We start from the raw sequence: 16,230 nt of genomic DNA on the forward strand, positions 1-16,230 counted from the left end.
CTGTTGCACCCCACCAGAATCGACACGCCCATGATCATCACAATTGCGCCAGAGCCACTTCAACTTGGCCATTGACACCTGATCACCACGACCAAGACCCTCGAACAGATCTGGCACTGGTCGATCTGGCGCCGACGTCACCAATACCGGTCCAAACAAGCCCACTACCAGCGAAGACAGAGCTTATATAACTAAGTGCGGCTGGAGTACTAGACACTCGAACCGACAAATCCCGTCCCTCCCGGCCGGTCAGGGTCACAGGAACACAGCTCCGAGTGGACCGAACTTATTTTTAGCGCGGCCGGCGCCAGCCAGGATTTATCCCCAGAACCCGAACTGCTGGAGCCTGAACCGTGCCGTCTCGCGCTCCTGATCGGTGAAGAGTTCCGCGAATCGCTCGTCGAGCACTGCGGCTTCCACCGTCAGATCCAAGCGCTGGAACTCCCACAAGGTGGAGAAACCCTCGGAAAGTTGTTTGGTAGCCAGCAGCTTTCGCGCGGTGGCAACAGCTCCCATCTCCGCGACCATCCGACGAAACTGCCCCGGTCGGTATCCGATTTCGTTGACTGCTCGGGCGATCGCCTCGTTGACCGTCTTGGTGAACTCGGCGGTGACGTCGGCCGCAACAACCGCCACCACCGATTCGACAGGTTCGGGATCAGCGTAATCCGGTTCGGGGGCCTCATCTATCGTTCCGCTTCCCCGATTGGCGTAGGCGAGCAGCTCGTCTAGGGAGGTGAAGACCTGGTAACCGAGTAGTGTCAACCTGGTCAGATCGACGTCGTTGCTGTCGTGGATCAGGACTACCGGGTCTCCGATTCCCGGCTGCAGGCCGTCCGGCCACAACGCGTCGGCGATCACGAGCTCTCGCCGGGTGCGCGGGTCGGTGACCTCGACTTCGAACTTCGGCCTGACGAATCCTCGATTGGCCAGTTCCTCGACCGCAGTACGGAGGCGGGCGACGGCCGGGTTCTCGCTCTCGTCGCGGACCCGAATTGGCCTCAAGTTCGTACTGGGCGCGGCACCGGACAGCAGGCTTTCAAGGAACTTCTGTGCTGCCGCAGTGACGAGCTCGCGGCGGGCCTTGAGGAATTCCAGATAATTCTCGACCCGCCACAGCTTGGGATCTGTTGGGATCCACTGTGATTCAAGGACGCCAGGCTGGTCCCTCTCAACCTCGGCGAGGTAGTCGGCCGGTGCGCGCTTCTTCAGCATGTCGACCGTATTCGCGGGAAGGATGCAGAAGTTGGCCAGGTTCTGGATATGGCCACGTTCGTATCCGGCCTTGCGGAGTTCCTCGTTCGGGAACAGTCGGTGGATATCCAATGCGGCCTGCTGGCCAAGATTCTCGGCCCGCAGTTCCAGTCCGCTGCTGAGGTCGCGGGCTCCGCAGGCGCGGCTCAACGTGTACAGCAGTGGGTAGAACCGGGCGCCACGATTGGCGCCGGTGAAGTCATCGGGGCGAATGGTGAGTTTGCCACCGCGGGTTCGCTCGAGATTCTTGATGAGGGCATCGACGCCGCCCCGAGTCGTGGCCTCGTAATCCTGTTGTAGCGCAGTCTCTGCCGAACCGGTGTACCGGCCCCACAGCGCGGCGTGGACGTACCAGTAGAGGACGCGATCACGGTGGGCATCGTTGTCGAACCCGCCACCGTTGAGCTCGAGCAGTCGGGACGCTACGTGCAGCGAGGCCGGCGCCATCAGCACCTGGGCATGGTCCAGTCCGAGGCGGGTAGAGACCGCATCGAGGAAGGTGTCGATATGACTGACGGCGGACCGCAGCGCACGCTCGAACTCCTCTGGTGTCACTTTGCCGAGCGCGTCGAACACAGAGCGTCCAGTCGCGACGGCGGTGACGTTGCGCAGCAGCCAATCCAGGCTGAAGCCGTATCCCAGCTGGTTCCATCGGTCGAGGTTTCCGCGGAGTTCTTGCCGTGCCTCGGGCCGCCGCGCGCACAGACTCGCCAGCGCCAGGTCGCCTTTCGACAGCTTCGTGCCGCCCGAGTTCACGCGGTTGAAGATTTCGACGACATCATCGACAGTTCGGCCGGAGTCGGTGATCTTCTCCTCGTTCAACGACCGCCTGGTGATCTCCCGGACCTTGTTGAGCCGGTCGAGGTAGACGTCGAGCTGAGCATCGTCGACTTGCGGATGGGTGTCTGGAGAGAATCGTCGCAGGTATGCCATTGGTCCACGCTCGAAAAGCTCCGTGACGTCGACCCAGAACGGGTTGCCTTTCATCTTCGCCGCTGAGTAGAACTCGAACACCTCGTTTTCCACATCGAAGTGCAGCGCGCTGAACGTCTTCGGGTCGCCCTCGAAGAACGGCGGCGGGGTCCCTCGCACGACCCCGTATATGGTGGTCACCCGCTGCTGTCCGTCGAGCAGCAGCCGTCGCGGCCCTGCGGCGGCGCGGGAATCACCCCGGTATGAGATGTCGTCGGAGTCGGTCTCCCAGAACAGCAGACCACCTACTGGGTGCTCCAGATAGAGCGACCGCAGGAGCCCGCGGACCTGGTCGCGGTTCCACACGTAGCCGCGCTGGAACTCCGGAAGGAGCACAGTGCCGGCGTCGATCTGTTCGAGCAGGTTGGCCAGGCGAGTCACAACGACCTTTCGACATTCGGGGCTTCCGGAAGTAGGTCGCTCGGGGCGCCATGCCACGTTACGACCAGTTCCTCGCGGGCGCGGGTGCAGGCGACGAATAGCAGGCAGCGTTCGCGCTGCAGGTCGCGCTGATGAGCGTGCGGGTCTTCCTCCACGGAGGTGACTGCGGGCGCTGGCGGCACCTGCTCTTCGCTGACACCCAGCACCGCCAGGTACCGGAACTCGAGACCCTTCATCCGGTGCATCGTGCCGACGCCGATGCCGCCCTCGGTCGCCGTGGCCAGGTCGATGACTGGAATTCCCGTCCGGCGTAGGGCAGCTCGGGCTCGGCCGCCGAGTTCCTTGGCACGGGTGGCGATTCCGATTTCGTCCGGCACAGCGCCACGCGCGATCCAATCTTGGATCACCTCGACCAGATTGGAGAGTTCGTCCTCGGCGGAGTCGAATCCGCGCACGTCTGGATCGGGTCCGTGCAGGTCGGATCGGCATCCGGCGATCGAGTCCAGCCCCTCGTCCATGTCGTCGATGCGCTCGCCGCGCAGCAGCTCCAGGCTCCAGCGCAGGATCTCCGCGGTGGTGCGGTAGTTGATGGTCAACCGGGTGGAGCGCCCGGCGACGTGGATTCCGATTTCCTTCAGTGTCACCCGGTTCTGATAGATGCGCTGGTGGGTGTCACCTGCGAGGAACAGATCGTCGGACCCGGCGGGCACGCAGGCGCGCAGCAGCCGCCACTGATCAGGGCTGAGATCTTGTGCTTCGTCTACGAGGATGTGCCTGTACATAGGGTCTTCGACCGTCTCCATGATCCGGACGGCTTCGCGGCGGACGGTCTCGTGGGTCCACTGCTTGGTGTGGCTGAGGTGCTTCTCGAAACTCGAGATTGCCATCCAGACGCCCGCTTTGGCTTGCGCATTCATTGCTCGACCTCGGCCGCGACGTTTGGACGCAAGGTATTGGTCCGCCGATTGAATTCGCTGAGCCAGCACTACCTCTCGCCATTCCTCACCGAGGAAGCCCGGTGTGAAAGGCAATTCCAGATCGCGGACGATCGACGCCCAGATCTGTCGTTCCTCCGTCGGCGTCAGGATGTGGGGCGGCTTCCGGTGGCCACGGAAGATCTTGTTCGCGAGCCTGTCGACATTCACGACCTCGATACGCCGACGAACGAGCTCGTCCTCGATCAAAAGGTTTACCCCGGCTTGAAGGATGTCGGCCAGTGTGGACGTGAATGTGGTGAGCAGCACTCGGCCCTCGTTGCGCTTAGCGAGGGCATGGGCGCGGTGCAGCGCGACCACGGTCTTACCGGTTCCGGGACCGCCCGTCACGCGCGCGGGACCGCGGTAGGAGGCGTCGGCAATGGCTCGCTGGGTGGGGTGCAGGTATACACGCCAGAAATCCAGCGGGCGTTCAAGTATGGCGAGCAATTCCTCTGGCCCATCAACCAGGACAAGCCGGTGGCCGCTGCGCGCGATAGCGGCATCGAGGTCGTCTGGGTCGATCGGCTCGGCGGCCAGCTCGGCGGCGAGCAGTTCCCAGACCTGGTCCGGGGTGAATCCCTCGGCGAGACCGGACAAGACCTGCCACTGGGTGCCGGGCAGGAATTCCTTCACCGCCTCCAGCTGCGTTTTGTCGGTGAGAGATCGGGTGACCTTCAGAACCCGGTCGTCTATGCCCAGCCTGCGCAGCACGGCGTCGCCGAAACCGCCGAACAGCATCGTGGGCTCGGACTGTTTCGATCCCGATTCCGGAAGAGCGGCAAGGATATCGGCAGCACCGACGCCATCCCAGATTTCGATGACTCCGAATGTGGGATTGATCGTGACATCACGACGGGCCGCCCAGGCATAGGCGTCATCGTGTGGAAGAACCTTCAGCAGTACGTAGGTATCGCCAGAGGTCGGTGCCAGCACGATGCCCCGCATGAATTGGTTGATGCGAATCGATCGGTATCGATCGTTGCACGCGGTGCGGAGCTTCTCCAGGTGCAGCCCAGTGTGGGTGCTCGCTGCGAACTTGGCGAAGACATCTCGCACGTTGCGCTGCACGGACGCTTCCAGCGCGCCGAGGTCGAGCAGGAAGTCCTTGTCGATCACCAGTTTCGCCATAGACCCCCCTCGGCAAAACCGACGTTCACGGCGCTGGTGCGCCTCAGAGACAACACGGCCCGGCAGCTATGTCCCAGCCATCGGACCGAACAAGGCTAGCATCGAGGAGTCGCCCGAACCCGGCCGTGTAGCTGAGAACCCAGTCCGCCTGAAGAATCGATCAACTCCGGTTGCCCGGCCAGGTCTGGGCCCAATGCCACTTAGCTTGACGTGTTTTCGCAGGTCATCGGCATGATTGCGATGTAGTGCCAGCTGGTTGGTCTGTGAGACTGGTTGGTGTGGAGCGTTTTTGGGCGTGTCGGTGCCGGATCGTGTCGGTGCTGGGGTTAGCGTCGCCGACGTGGTGGATGTGGGTGCGGTGTCGTTGATCGATCAGGTGTCGTTGGGTGTGTTGACCGCTGTGGTGGACCGTGATGCGGTGGAGATGGCGATTTCCGAGCACGGCAAGGCGCCCAAGCGTCGTGGTGGGACGTTGCCGCCGCATTTGGTGATGTATTTCGTGGTCGCGTTGGCGTTGTTCGCAGGTGTGGACTACGAGGGGGTGATGCGGAAACTGGTTGGGCCGCTGCGGCTTTGGCGTTGTTGGGATCCGAAGTGGAGTTTGCCGACCTCGGGTGGGATCACCCAGGCCCGGCAGCGGCTGGGGTTCGAGCCGATGAAAACACTGTTCGAGCGGATCGCGGTGCCGGTGGCGTCGCGGCTGACCCTGGACGCGTTCTACGCGCGACGCAGGCTGGTCTCGATTGATGGCATGGTGTTCGACGTGGCCGACACCGAGGCCAACGCAACGGAATTCGGTAAACCGAGCAAGGGAGTGTTGCCACAGGCACGGGTGGTGACGTTGACCGAATGCGGCTCGCATGTGAGCCTGGGCGCGGTGATCGGGCCGGTCGTGGGCAAGGGCACCGGTGAACGCACCGCGCGGCCGAACTGATCTGGTTACTCGAACCCGGCATGATGTTGGTGTGTGACCAGGGGTTCTACAGTTTCAAACTGTGGTGCCAGGGCGCCGACACCGACGCCGACCTGTTGTGGCGTCTCGGTGACATTATGGACCTGCCGATCGTGGACCGCCTCGGTGACGGCTCCTATGTGACACTGCTTTTCGCGCCCAAAACCCCGGCGAAAATGCGGGCCGAGCTGCTGGAGGCGGCCATAGCCGGGGAGGAGTTGGACTGGGACCGGACTCGTTTCGCCCGCGTCATCGAGTACGAGATCACCGACCGTGGCGAAGGCGGTGAGCTGATCTGCCTGCTCACCACCATCCTCGACCCGCACGAGGCACCCTCGCTGATCCTGGCCGAGGCCTATCACCAACGCTGGGAACACGAAGCCGCGAACAGGCAAATCAAGACGCAGCTCCGCGGCCCCGCCAAAACCCTGCGCTCGCAAACCCCGGACATGGTCCGCCAGGAAATATACGGATTCCTCATCGCCCACTACGCGATCTGCTCGCTGATCTGCCGGGCCGCGGTCGAGACCGGCATCGATCCCGACCGCGTGAAGTTCACCCAGACCGTCCGACTCGCCCGCGACACCATCGCAGGCCCGGACGGTTTTTCCCCCTGACCGCCAACTCGAGCTCCACACCGAACTCGCCGAACAGATCACCGCAAAACGCCACCTCAACCCCCGCCGCCACCGCTCCTACCCCCGCGTCGTCAAACGCGCCAGACACAACAGCTTCCGAGTAAAACGCAAGGCAGACAAGGGAACCCGTCACACCGGACCCGCTACCATCCGGCTGGCCAACCAAAGCTGCATCACGCCGACACAACGACGACCATCCGCAAAACCGCCGGTCACAGCTCTACAGGGGGCGAGCTAAGCGGCATTGGATCAGGATGTCGCGTGCGCGGTCCGGCGCTATCTCCCCGTTGAGCACCGCTTCGGACATCAGTTCGCGGGTCTGCCGGGTGGCAATGCCTCGGTGTTGGGCGTACCGCAGCACCTCCGGGTTGTCCGTGATCCACCTGGATCCGGCGAACTCCTTGCGCTTGGTGAGCAGGAAACAGGTCTCCGCCTCGCCGAGATTCTGCAGCGAACGCGTTTCGGCTCCGCCGAAAACGACGCGCCGCAGCCGATGGACCTCACAGATCTCGGCCGGATCATCGATATCGACAGGTTCGCCCATGTATCCGCTGAGGGTGACCTGGGCTTTGACAGGCAGCGTGCGGGAAACCTCGTATTCCACGGCGGAGGTCCACACGCCTCGGGTGCCGAGAATCGACTTCAACAGATCCAGGCGGTCCACCCCCACGAAGTTGCCGACAACAGCGCTGTCGAGAAATAGGAACTCGCTCACAACTACTGCTGGGCCCCTCTGTCGGACTCCAACGACTCTCTGAGCTGCTCGACGTCGATGTCCAACAGGTTGGCGTATGGACGTAGTGTCGCGGCACCCGTGTCGTATGCCGCGTAGGTGTCCCTGACCAGCAGGCCAGGCGCCCGGGTTGTGCTGGCCGCTACGACACGCTCACCGAACTCGACACCGCGCCCGACGATGTTCGCGGCCTTGGCCGCGGTGAGGCGCTTGAACCGGTCACACAAGCCGGCATCGATCAAATGCAGATCGAGTAACCGGAATGCCAAAGCCGACGGCGTCACCATAAGATCGAAGGCGAGACCGGCGAAAGCCTCCTCGCTGAATTTCGCCGGTATCAATCGCTCTCGCAGCAGTTCTTCGGGCATGAGAAACGCCGCAGCAAAGGAATTCGCACGTATCTCACTGCCTTCACGCCTCTGCGCTTTGCTGAAAACATCCTCGTCCAGGTGGACGCCTTGATCGTCGCCAGCCAGCAGATGACCCAACTCGTGCGCGAGTGTGAACCTTTGCCGCGCCGGAATTGTGCTGGCAGCCAGGATGATCAGCTTGACGTCGGGGTAAGACACCGCCAAGCCATCGAAATCCTGATCGAGTGCCACCACGGCAACATCCACGCCGAATGCCGATTCGATTGCCGTGGCAAGATCCGGCTGCAGCACGGAACTTCCTTTCACCGTCAGGCGTTTCGACGCCGCATCCGCCAGTCGAATGCCCTGCGCTTGAAATGACCCGGCCTCGGATAGATTCGATGACCCGCTCCATGGCTGGGTATATCCGAGACTCGCCATATCGGTACGCAATGTGCCGTAGCGCTTGGCGATCTCGAATGCTGTACCGGCGGTGCCGCCGGTCGTTCGGGCCGCCACAGCGACCTGGGTGTCCTCGCCCATGACCAGCCAGTCGACGGAAACGTTGCACAGCTCGGCGATCCGCGCCAGGTCGACAGAGGAGAACCGACGGGTCCCGCGAAGGGATTTCGACAGCTTCGAATCGTCCAGCCCGATCTGCAGGCCGAACTCACGCTGGCTCAGACCCGACTCCTGGATCATCTCCCGGACGCGATCTGGAATGCTCGACACAGGGGGATGGTATCCCAGGCGGCTTGCGATAATCGAAAAACTCGTCCACTATGGTGTCCGGCGTGTTCGACTCACTCAGCGACCTGCACCGTTGAGGTCGGTTGGGCCGACCACCGCCCAGTGAGCGCAGATGAACAGCACGGAAGGTTGACCGAGGATGACGATCGCGAGCCCGCACCACTCCGCTGCTGATCGGCGCACACTCCCACCGGTGCCGGAACCGGGCCAGATCGTCACAGTCCGCGGTTCGACCTGGGCGGTTACCGATGTCCGACAGCAGGGTCTGCCGCGTAGCCCCGCCGACGAGGGCGACCCCCGGCTGACCCATGTAGTGGGATTGCAGTCGCTGGCCGAAGACCGGCTCGGCGACGAGCTGGAGGTGGTGTGGGAGCTCGAGGTCGGTCACACGGTCGCCCCCGACCAGGGCCTGCCGGAGCAGATCGGCGCGGAGAACTTCGACGACCCGAACCGCCTGGCCGCATTCGTCGACGCGGTCCGCTGGGGCGCGGTCACCTCCGCGGATGCCGACGCCTTCCAGTCCCCCTACCGCAGTGGCGCCAATGTGGAGGCCTACCAGCTGGAGCCGCTGCGCCGCGCCCTGCAGTCCGCCCGCACGAACCTGCTACTCGCCGACGACGTCGGCCTCGGCAAGACCATCGAGGCCGGTCTGGTCGTGCAGGAACTGCTCCTGCGGCACCGTGCCCGCTCGGTGATCATCGTCTGCCCGCCCAGCCTGCGGTTGAAGTGGCAGGACGAGATGCGGGAGAAGTTCGGCCTGGACTTCACCATCGTCAACAGCGACCTGATTCGCCAGGTCCGGCGCAGCCACGGCCTCAACGCCAACCCGTTCCGACTGTTCACGCGGGTCATCGTCAGTATGGCGTGGCTGCCGTCGCTGCGCGCTCAGCAGATGCTGCGCGAGGTGTATGCCTCGGCAGGCAAGGCGTCCACCGCCCGCCGGTATTCCTTCGACGTGCTGGTGGTCGACGAGGCGCACCATGTCGCGCCGGCAAGCCCGACCGCGGTGGGCGGCCGACGTGGTTACGCAGTCGACAGCAACCGCACGATCGCCACTCGGGAACTCGCCCAGCGCTGTGAGCACCGCCTGTTCCTGTCGGCGACTCCCCACAACGGATATTCCGAGTCGTTCACCGCTCTGCTGGAGATGATCGACGGCCGCCGGTTCACCCGCGGTGTAGTCCTCGACGAAACCGCGCTGAAGGATGTCGCCGTCCGTCGGCTCAAAACCGACATCCCGGAGAAGAACTTCAAGACCCGGCAGCTGGAGCCCATCGCCTTCACCCCGGACGACGACGAACAGGACAAGTTCAGTCTGCTGGACCGCATCCTCACCGAGAGCGCCCGCCGCAATGGTCGCGGCCGCTCCGGCGACATCGTCGCGATGCTGCTGAAGAAGCGTTTCCTATCCAGCCCTTGGTCGTTCGCGCTCACCCTGCAGCGCTACGAAGAAGCCGCTTCCTCGGGACGCCTTCCGACCATGGACGACGATGACGACGAGTACTACCAGGAGGTGCTCGGCAGCGGCCAGTCGGACGAGGAAGAGGGCGAGACGGAGCAGCCGGAATTCTCGGCGCTGCGCCGCAGCAAAGGGTCGGACCCGCTGAGTGCCGCGGCACCGCAGGAGATCACGGGGCTGGTCAGCTGGGGCAACGGTTTCGCGCACCGTCCCGATTCGAAGCTGAAGGCGCTCGTTGAGTTCCTTGACAGCGTGTGCCGTGCGGACCGCAAGCTCTGGCTCAACGAGCGTGTAGTGGTGTTCACCGAATACGCCACGACCCTGGAATGGATCAAGGGCGTGCTCGAACAGCGCGGCTACAAGGACCGCCTGGCCGTGATCCAGGGTTCCACCGACGCCGAAGAACGCGAGAAGATCCGGGCCCGGTTCAGCGCCGACCCGAGCAAGGAGCCGGTCCGTGTGCTACTGGCCACCGACTCCGCGGGTGAGGGCATCGATCTACAGGCGCGATGCCATCGGCTGGTGAACTACGACATCCCGTTCAACCCCTCCCGGCTCGAGCAGCGCATCGGCCGCATCGATCGCTATGGCCAGATGCAGACGCCGCTGATCTACCAGTTCGCCCCGGACCGCACGGCCAGCACATTCGGCGCCGACCAGGACTTCTTGCGCCGCATCGCGGAGAAGGTTGGCACGGTCCACAGCGACCTCGGTTCCGTCAACCAGGTGATCGACGACGAGGTGCAGCAGCATTTCAGCCCGACCGTCGCGAAACGGCGTGGCGGGCGCAAGAAGTCGGCTCCCGACGACGGCGCCGCCGCCATCTCGAACGTGATGGCCGGAAGCCGGGAACTGAACCGCCGCCTCACCGAGCTGGCGAACAGCTACACCGAAACCAAGGCCCGCATGCACATCACACCGGCGAACGTGCGCCGCGTGGTGGACACCGCCCTGGAGCTGACGGCCCAGCCGACCCTGATCGAGACGATCGACCCCGACATCGAGCAGGTATTCGACCTCGAGGAGCCGGACTCCCTGGATCCTCCGAACGAGCCCGGTGCCGGCCAGGTCTTCGACATTCCCGGCCTGAGTGGCGCGTGGCAGCCAGCGCTGCGTGGACTGGACACCCACCTCGCACCCGGCATCTGGCGCCCGGTGACCTTCGACGACCGTACCGCGAAGAACCGCGACGACCTTGTCCACGTACACCTCGGTCACGGTCTCGTGCAGCGATCGGCGCGGATCCTGCGCAGCAAGCTGCTCGGCGTCGGCTCGGATGTGAGCCGGGTGACCGCGGTAGTCGTCGAGGACCTGCCGCAGTCGTGTGTGGCAGTGGTGTCGCGCCTTGTGTTGGTGGGCCGCGGTGGCCTGCGGCTGCACGAGGAGGTGTTCCTCACCGGCATCCGTATCCGAGGTAACGACATGGCCGAGCAGAAGGTCGAGGACCTGCTCGAGGCCACGCTCGACAACACGGATCTGAAACTGGCATCCCCGCAGGTTCGTTCGACGCTGGCCAAGCTGTGGAACGTCGAGGGTTCGCGACTGCAGAGCCGGTTGCTGAACGCGATGAACCGCCGCGCCGAGAGCAAGCAGGACGAGGTGGCCAAGGCCCTGCAGGCTCGCTACGCCGCGGACACCAGCCGCACCCGCGAGATCTACGCCGCGTTCCGGCACAACCTGGACGACTCGCTGAAGCGGCTACGCGAGCAGCAAGCCGAGCTGGAACTTCAGTTCTTCACCGACGATCAGCGCAAGCAGCTGCGTCGCGACATCGACGTGATGCAGCAGCGCCGCGACAATCTCGACGAGGAAGAGCAGCGCGAAATCACTTCTGTCGGTGAGCGTTACGCCGATATCAAGCCCTACGTGTCGGTGGCGGCAGTCGTGTTCGCCCTGACCCCCGCCGACGCCGAACCCGGAGCCCTGCAGCGATGATCACCGCACCGAAGAAGCCCCGTCGCCGCGGCACCTCCACCGCCGACCTGCACCGCGAATGGCTGGAACTGGTCGACACCGACGGCCCGTTCCTGTCCATCCCTGCCTTGAAGCGGGTCTGGGAGAACGGCATGCCGGCGATGAACGCCGATGCACTCGCCGTTCTGCGTGAGGCCAAGCCTGCGTTCGAGAAGGCTTGGGAGGAATGGGATTTCGACCGGGACAACGAGGCGGTCCTCGAGCGGTATCGAACCGCGCGGGACACCTGGGTCGACACCATGCTGCGGGAGGTACTCGGGTGGGCGCAGATGTACACCGCGGGCAGCGCTGTCGCCGTGAAGTCCCCGAACCACCAGGTCATGGTCACCGCCAGCGGAGCACTCGTCCGCGGTGACCTGACCGGAGCGCTGGTGCTGCTCACCGACCCTGTGTCGTCGCTGCGGGATCCGCTCGACGACGGGTGGGCGGCCAGCCCGATCGACCGGATGGAAGAGTTGCTGCGTGTCTCCGATGTGCGCATCGGTGTTGTCACCGACGGCCGGTGGTGGGCAATTGTGTCCGCCCGCCCGGACACCATGGTCGCCTCCGGCATCGTCAACGCGCAGACGTGGATCGAGGAGCCGCAGACCCGCAACGCGTTCGTCGAACTGCTGCAGCGGCGCTGCCTGGTCGGCGGTAAGGCCGAGGACCGGCTGACCGAGCTGTTCGGGGAGTCGGTCGCCGCCGCCGAGGAGATCACCGAGGCGCTCGGTGTGCAGGTGCGTCAAGCCGTGGAACTGCTGGTGCAGGCCATGTCCGAGTCGGCGCTGGCGGAAACCTTCGAGGGACTGCCGGATCCGCTGCCGGAGCGCAAGTCGCTGGTGTACGAGGCGGCGGTGACGGTGATGATGCGGGTTGTGTTCCTGCTGTTCGCCGAGGAGCGGGGGCTGCTGCCGCAGGGTGAGCTGTTCACTCTCGGGTACGGGCTCAGCGACCAGCTGGACGAGCTGGACCGGCGCAAGGAGCTGGAGGGCAGCGAGGCGCTCGACGGCACCTTCCACACCTGGCATCGGCTGCTCGCCACCTCGAACGCGCTGTACCGGGGCGCATCCTTCGAGGACATCCGCATCCCGTCCTACGGTGGGTCGCTGTTCGACGCGGACCGGTTCGGATTCCTCACCGCACTAAGCGAATCCGGTGCGCTGGCGATCAGCATCTCCGACCGGGTGATGCTGGAGGTGCTGCGGTCGGTGCAGGTGGCGACCCCGCGCGGACAGGATGCGCGGCGAATCTCCTTCCGCGACATCGATGTCGAGCAGATCGGGTACATCTACGAAGGTCTGCTCGGGTATTCGACGGAAACGGTCGCGGAGATCACCGTCGGGCTGATCGGGGCCAAAGGGGCCGAGCCGGAGATTCCGCTCGCCACGTTGGAAGAGTTGGCGGCGCGGCATTCCGATCCAGCGAAGCTGGCCGATGCGATCATCGCGTGGGCGAAGAAGGACCAGCCGGCCGCGAAGGCCGTGTCGAAAACTGTTCTCGCCAAGGCGATTCGTGGTGCGGGCGAGGTGGAGGACGCCGAGCGGGCGTTGCTGTCGGTAGCCCGGCACGAGGAGTTGCGAAACCGGCTGCGGCCGTTCATCGGCATCATCCGGCGCGACCTGCGGAACAAGCCGTATGTGGTGTTGCCCGGTGGCGTGGTGGTGGTGGAGACGGCGTCCCGGGCGTCCGCCGGCGCGCACTACACGCCGCGGTCACTGGCGGAAGAAGTGGTGCGGTATGCGCTGGAACCGCGGGTATATTCGCCGGGGCCGCATCAGACGGCCGATCAGGACGAGTGGAAGCTGATTCGGCCGGAAGCGATCCTCGATCTCAAGATCGCCGATATTGCGTGCGGCTCAGGGGCATTCCTGGTGGCCGCAGCAAGGTACCTTGCGGCGCGCCTGGTCGAGGCGTGGCAGCAGGACGGGAGTGTCTTCGGGACACCACATGAAATCCAGTTGCATGCCGTTCGTGAGGTGGTGGCGCACTGCTTGTACGGCGCCGACATCAACTCGATGGCGGTTGAGATGTGCAAGCTGTCGTTGTGGCTGGTGTCGCTCGATCCGAAGCTACCGTTCTCGTTCGTGGACGACAAAGTGCTGCACGGGAATGCGCTGTTGGGGCTGACCGATGTCCGGCAGTTGAAGGCGTGGCGTATATATCCGGATGAGGTTGAAGGCCTACTGACTGGGTCTCTTTACGACATCGATGTAGACGGGACATTGGCAGAGGCCGCGCGCTTGCGTCGCTCGCTGGCGTCGGAGGTCGATGATCGGGATCCGCAGCGCGCGACGACCACCAAACGACGGCAGTGGAAGGATTATCAGAACCTCATCGGACAGTTGCGCACCATCGCCGACGGAGTCGTAGCCGCTGGTCTGATCCACGGCGGCAAACCCGGTCGCGGACTGACCGCCGCATACCAGAACCTGGATGTCGCCGTCGCCGACGCCTATCCCGCCAACGGTGAGCCCGGCGACCCGGCCATGCTGAATCGGATTCTGGCCGAGGGGCTTACGCCCACGGTGGCCACCGATTATGAGCGCTGGCAGCCGCTGCATTGGATCCTGGCGGTTCCGGATGTGATGGAGCGCGGGGGGTTCGACGCGATCGTCGGTAACCCGCCGTTCTTGGGTGGCAAGAAGATTTCGGGGTTTGTCGGTTCGAACCTGCGGGAGTGGTTCGTTAACGTCGTTGCGGGCGGTGCTACTGGAAATTCTGATCTAGTGGGATATTTCTTTCTACGTGGGGCGTCTCTGCTGACGAATCGAGGCAATCTCGGCCTCATCGCGACCAATACTGTCGCTCAGGGTGATACTCGCGAGGTGGGCCTAGACCGACTGGAGTCGCAGGGGCTCACGTTGACCCGGGCGATTCAGAGCCGCTCATGGCCTTCTGTGACCGCGAACCTCGAATATGCGGCTGTTTGGGGAACGCTCGGTGAGGTCGATGGATCGGCAACGCTGATCGCAAATGACATGAAGGTTGGTCGGATCTCGACGTTGCTTGAGCCGGTTGGCCGCGTAAAGGGTAGGCCGAGCCGTCTCAGGGAGAACGGTGGAATGGCCTACATCGGTTCGAACGTGAACTGTATCGAGGAGTTTACGATGGATCCGGCGCGCGCTCATGCAATTGTCGCGGAAGATCCGCCTTTGAGACATCCCAGGGCTTAGCTTGTCAAGCTGCGGCTTGTTGATCTTGGGTGTGGTGTGTCCAGGCGGTGGTCTCGTTGTAGAGGGTTCCGGATTTGAGGCAGCCGTGGAGGATGCCCACGAGCCGGTTGGCGACCTGACGCAGGGCGGCACGGTGGGCTAGGCCGCGGGCGCGTTGCTTGTCGTAGTAGGCGCGGGCTCCCGGCGATACGTTGAGCGCACTGAATGCTTGGGCCATCAGCGCGTCGACGAGCCGGTCCTGGTGCACGAACCGGGCCGCGACGACCTTCATTTTCCCCGAGGCGCGGGTGATGGGGCTGGTCGCGGCATAGTTCTTGCGGGCCTTGGCGCTGGCGTAGCGGGTGGGGTCGTCCCCGAACTCGGCGAGCACCCGGGCGCCGAGGATCTTGCCCAGTCCTGGCTGGGACAAGATGATCTCAGCGGCCGGGTGCCGGCCAAAATGGGCCTCGACCTCCCCTTGCAGGACTTTCACCTGCTCGTCGAGGGTGGCCAGGACCGCGACCGCGGCGCGGGTCCCTGCCGCGTAGGCCGCCGCGATGACCTGGTTGCGGCCCAGCTGCTCGCTGCGCAGGATTGCCTGGATACGGGCGGCTCTAGCGTCGAGGTCGCCGCGGCGGCCGGCCCGCTTCAGCGCGGCCCGGATCTGGTTGAGCGACAACCGCGCCGCGGCGGCCGGGTCGGGTGCCTTGCCGAGCAGCTCCAGGGCGTCGGGAGCGTCGAGGTCGTCGAACGCTTCCAAAGCGGCGGGGAAGTACTCCCGCAACGCGTACCGTAACCGCTGCGTGTGGCGGGTGCGTTCCCAGATCAACGTTTTATGTGCTCGCGCAACAACTTTCACCGCTTCTGCGGCGGGACTGTCCCCGGCGACCGGACGCAACTGGTGCGCGTCGGTACGGACCATGTCGGCAAGGGTATGCGCGTCGGCGGCATCGCTCTTCGCACCCGAAACGCTGCGGCGTTCCCGGAACCGGGCCGCCTGCAACGGGTTCACCGCGTACACCGTGTAGCCGGCCGCGATCAACGCCGCGACCCACGGGCCACGATCGGTTTCGATCCCGATCCGTACCCGCGCGGCATCGGCGTCGTCGCCGAGGTGTTCACCGATCATGGCGTGCAGCCGGGTGATCCCGGCGATCCCTTCCGGTAATCGAGCCTTGGCCAGCCGTTTCCCGGCCTCATCCATCAGCTCGACATCGTGGTGGTCCTCGGCCCAGTCATCACCGACCAGCAGCACAGCTGTTCCCTCTTCATCGTTGTCGGACACCAAATCCGGCAGCGTGCGGGAGAACGTCGGCGACCTAATGAATCGGTGCTCACGCCGTCATGCGGCAGGCACGACATCCCATCAGCGATCCATTTCTCCCGGCCGACCGGCAGGGGCACGATCTCAAAGCAGGACTCGAAGTCCGGGGCCAATCAGTGCTCACCTACCAGCCGCTACCAGTAGCGAGTCTGCCCGATCGACCGACCCGCTACATCTCATTAGGGCGGTGGTAAAGCCATACCT

Annotated in this window: 9 protein-coding genes; 4 read left to right on the top strand and 5 right to left on the bottom strand. The window is 64.3% G+C overall.

The annotated features are described in order from the left end of the window. Positions 1 to 318: 318 nt before the first annotated feature. Together ACV7NQ_RS25995 and ACV7NQ_RS26000 are read right to left on the bottom strand one after the other, a co-directional pair. A complete protein-coding gene (locus tag ACV7NQ_RS25995; protein ID WP_463362027.1) occupies positions 319 to 2,607 on the bottom strand; it encodes a GmrSD restriction endonuclease domain-containing protein in 2,289 nt (762 codons plus the stop codon). Beyond that, entirely contained in the window at positions 2,604 to 4,712 is a 2,109-nt protein-coding gene (locus tag ACV7NQ_RS26000) for a UvrD-helicase domain-containing protein (protein ID WP_463362028.1), read from the bottom strand. The genes ACV7NQ_RS25995 and ACV7NQ_RS26000 overlap by 4 nt, the downstream gene beginning before the upstream one ends. Positions 4,713 to 5,007: 295 nt before the next feature. Here ACV7NQ_RS26000 and ACV7NQ_RS26005 point away from each other — a divergent pair, with 295 nt between their 5' ends. After that, on the top strand, positions 5,008 to 5,646 hold the full coding sequence (locus tag ACV7NQ_RS26005; protein WP_463365625.1) for a transposase domain-containing protein: 639 nt from the start codon (positions 5,008 to 5,010) through the stop codon (positions 5,644 to 5,646). A 20-nt stretch (positions 5,647 to 5,666) separates the two neighbouring features. Then, positions 5,667 to 6,281 carry a transposase gene (locus ACV7NQ_RS26010; protein ID WP_463358709.1) on the top strand — a complete coding sequence of 205 codons (615 nt, stop codon included), beginning with the start codon at positions 5,667 to 5,669 and terminating at the stop codon, positions 6,279 to 6,281. Between the two features lie 241 nt (positions 6,282 to 6,522). Here ACV7NQ_RS26010 and ACV7NQ_RS26015 read toward each other — a convergent pair whose 3' ends face one another. Then, the gene (locus ACV7NQ_RS26015) at positions 6,523 to 7,017 is read right to left on the bottom strand and encodes a hypothetical protein (RefSeq protein ID WP_463362029.1); all 495 of its coding nucleotides are present in this window, start codon (positions 7,015 to 7,017) and stop codon (positions 6,523 to 6,525) included. A gap of 2 nt (positions 7,018 to 7,019) precedes the next feature. Next, entirely contained in the window at positions 7,020 to 8,117 is a 1,098-nt protein-coding gene (locus ACV7NQ_RS26020; RefSeq protein WP_463362030.1) for a helix-turn-helix domain-containing protein, read from the bottom strand. A 157-nt stretch (positions 8,118 to 8,274) separates the two neighbouring features. On the opposite strand from ACV7NQ_RS26020, the gene drmD reads away from it, so the two are divergent. Continuing rightward, positions 8,275 to 11,529 carry a DISARM system SNF2-like helicase DrmD gene (gene drmD, locus ACV7NQ_RS26025; RefSeq protein ID WP_463362031.1) on the top strand — a complete coding sequence of 1,085 codons (3,255 nt, stop codon included), beginning with the start codon at positions 8,275 to 8,277 and terminating at the stop codon, positions 11,527 to 11,529. Then, positions 11,526 to 14,723 carry an Eco57I restriction-modification methylase domain-containing protein gene (locus ACV7NQ_RS26030; protein WP_463362032.1) on the top strand — a complete coding sequence of 1,066 codons (3,198 nt, stop codon included), beginning with the start codon at positions 11,526 to 11,528 and terminating at the stop codon, positions 14,721 to 14,723. Before drmD ends, ACV7NQ_RS26030 begins: the two co-directional genes overlap by 4 nt. Before the next feature lie 4 nt (positions 14,724 to 14,727). Here ACV7NQ_RS26030 and ACV7NQ_RS26035 read toward each other — a convergent pair whose 3' ends face one another. Beyond that, positions 14,728 to 15,957: an IS110 family RNA-guided transposase gene (locus ACV7NQ_RS26035; protein ID WP_463365766.1), complete on the bottom strand. Its 1,230-nt coding sequence runs from the start codon at positions 15,955 to 15,957 to the stop codon at positions 14,728 to 14,730. Positions 15,958 to 16,230: the final 273 nt, after the last annotated feature.

The sequence above is a fragment of the Nocardia sp. Tas62D01 genome, assembly GCF_055232035.1.

Bases quoted from the DNA above. Each gene is read 5' to 3' on its own strand.
- ACV7NQ_RS26000 (WP_463362028.1), bottom strand. From the start codon at position 4,712: ATGGCGAAACTGGTGATCGACAAGGACTTCCTGCTCGACCTCGGCGCG.
- ACV7NQ_RS26010 (WP_463358709.1), top strand. From the start codon at position 5,667: ATGATGTTGGTGTGTGACCAGGGGTTCTACAGTTTCAAACTGTGGTGC.
- drmD (WP_463362031.1), top strand. From the start codon at position 8,275: ATGACGATCGCGAGCCCGCACCACTCCGCTGCTGATCGGCGCACACTC.
- ACV7NQ_RS26030 (WP_463362032.1), top strand. From the start codon at position 11,526: ATGATCACCGCACCGAAGAAGCCCCGTCGCCGCGGCACCTCCACCGCC.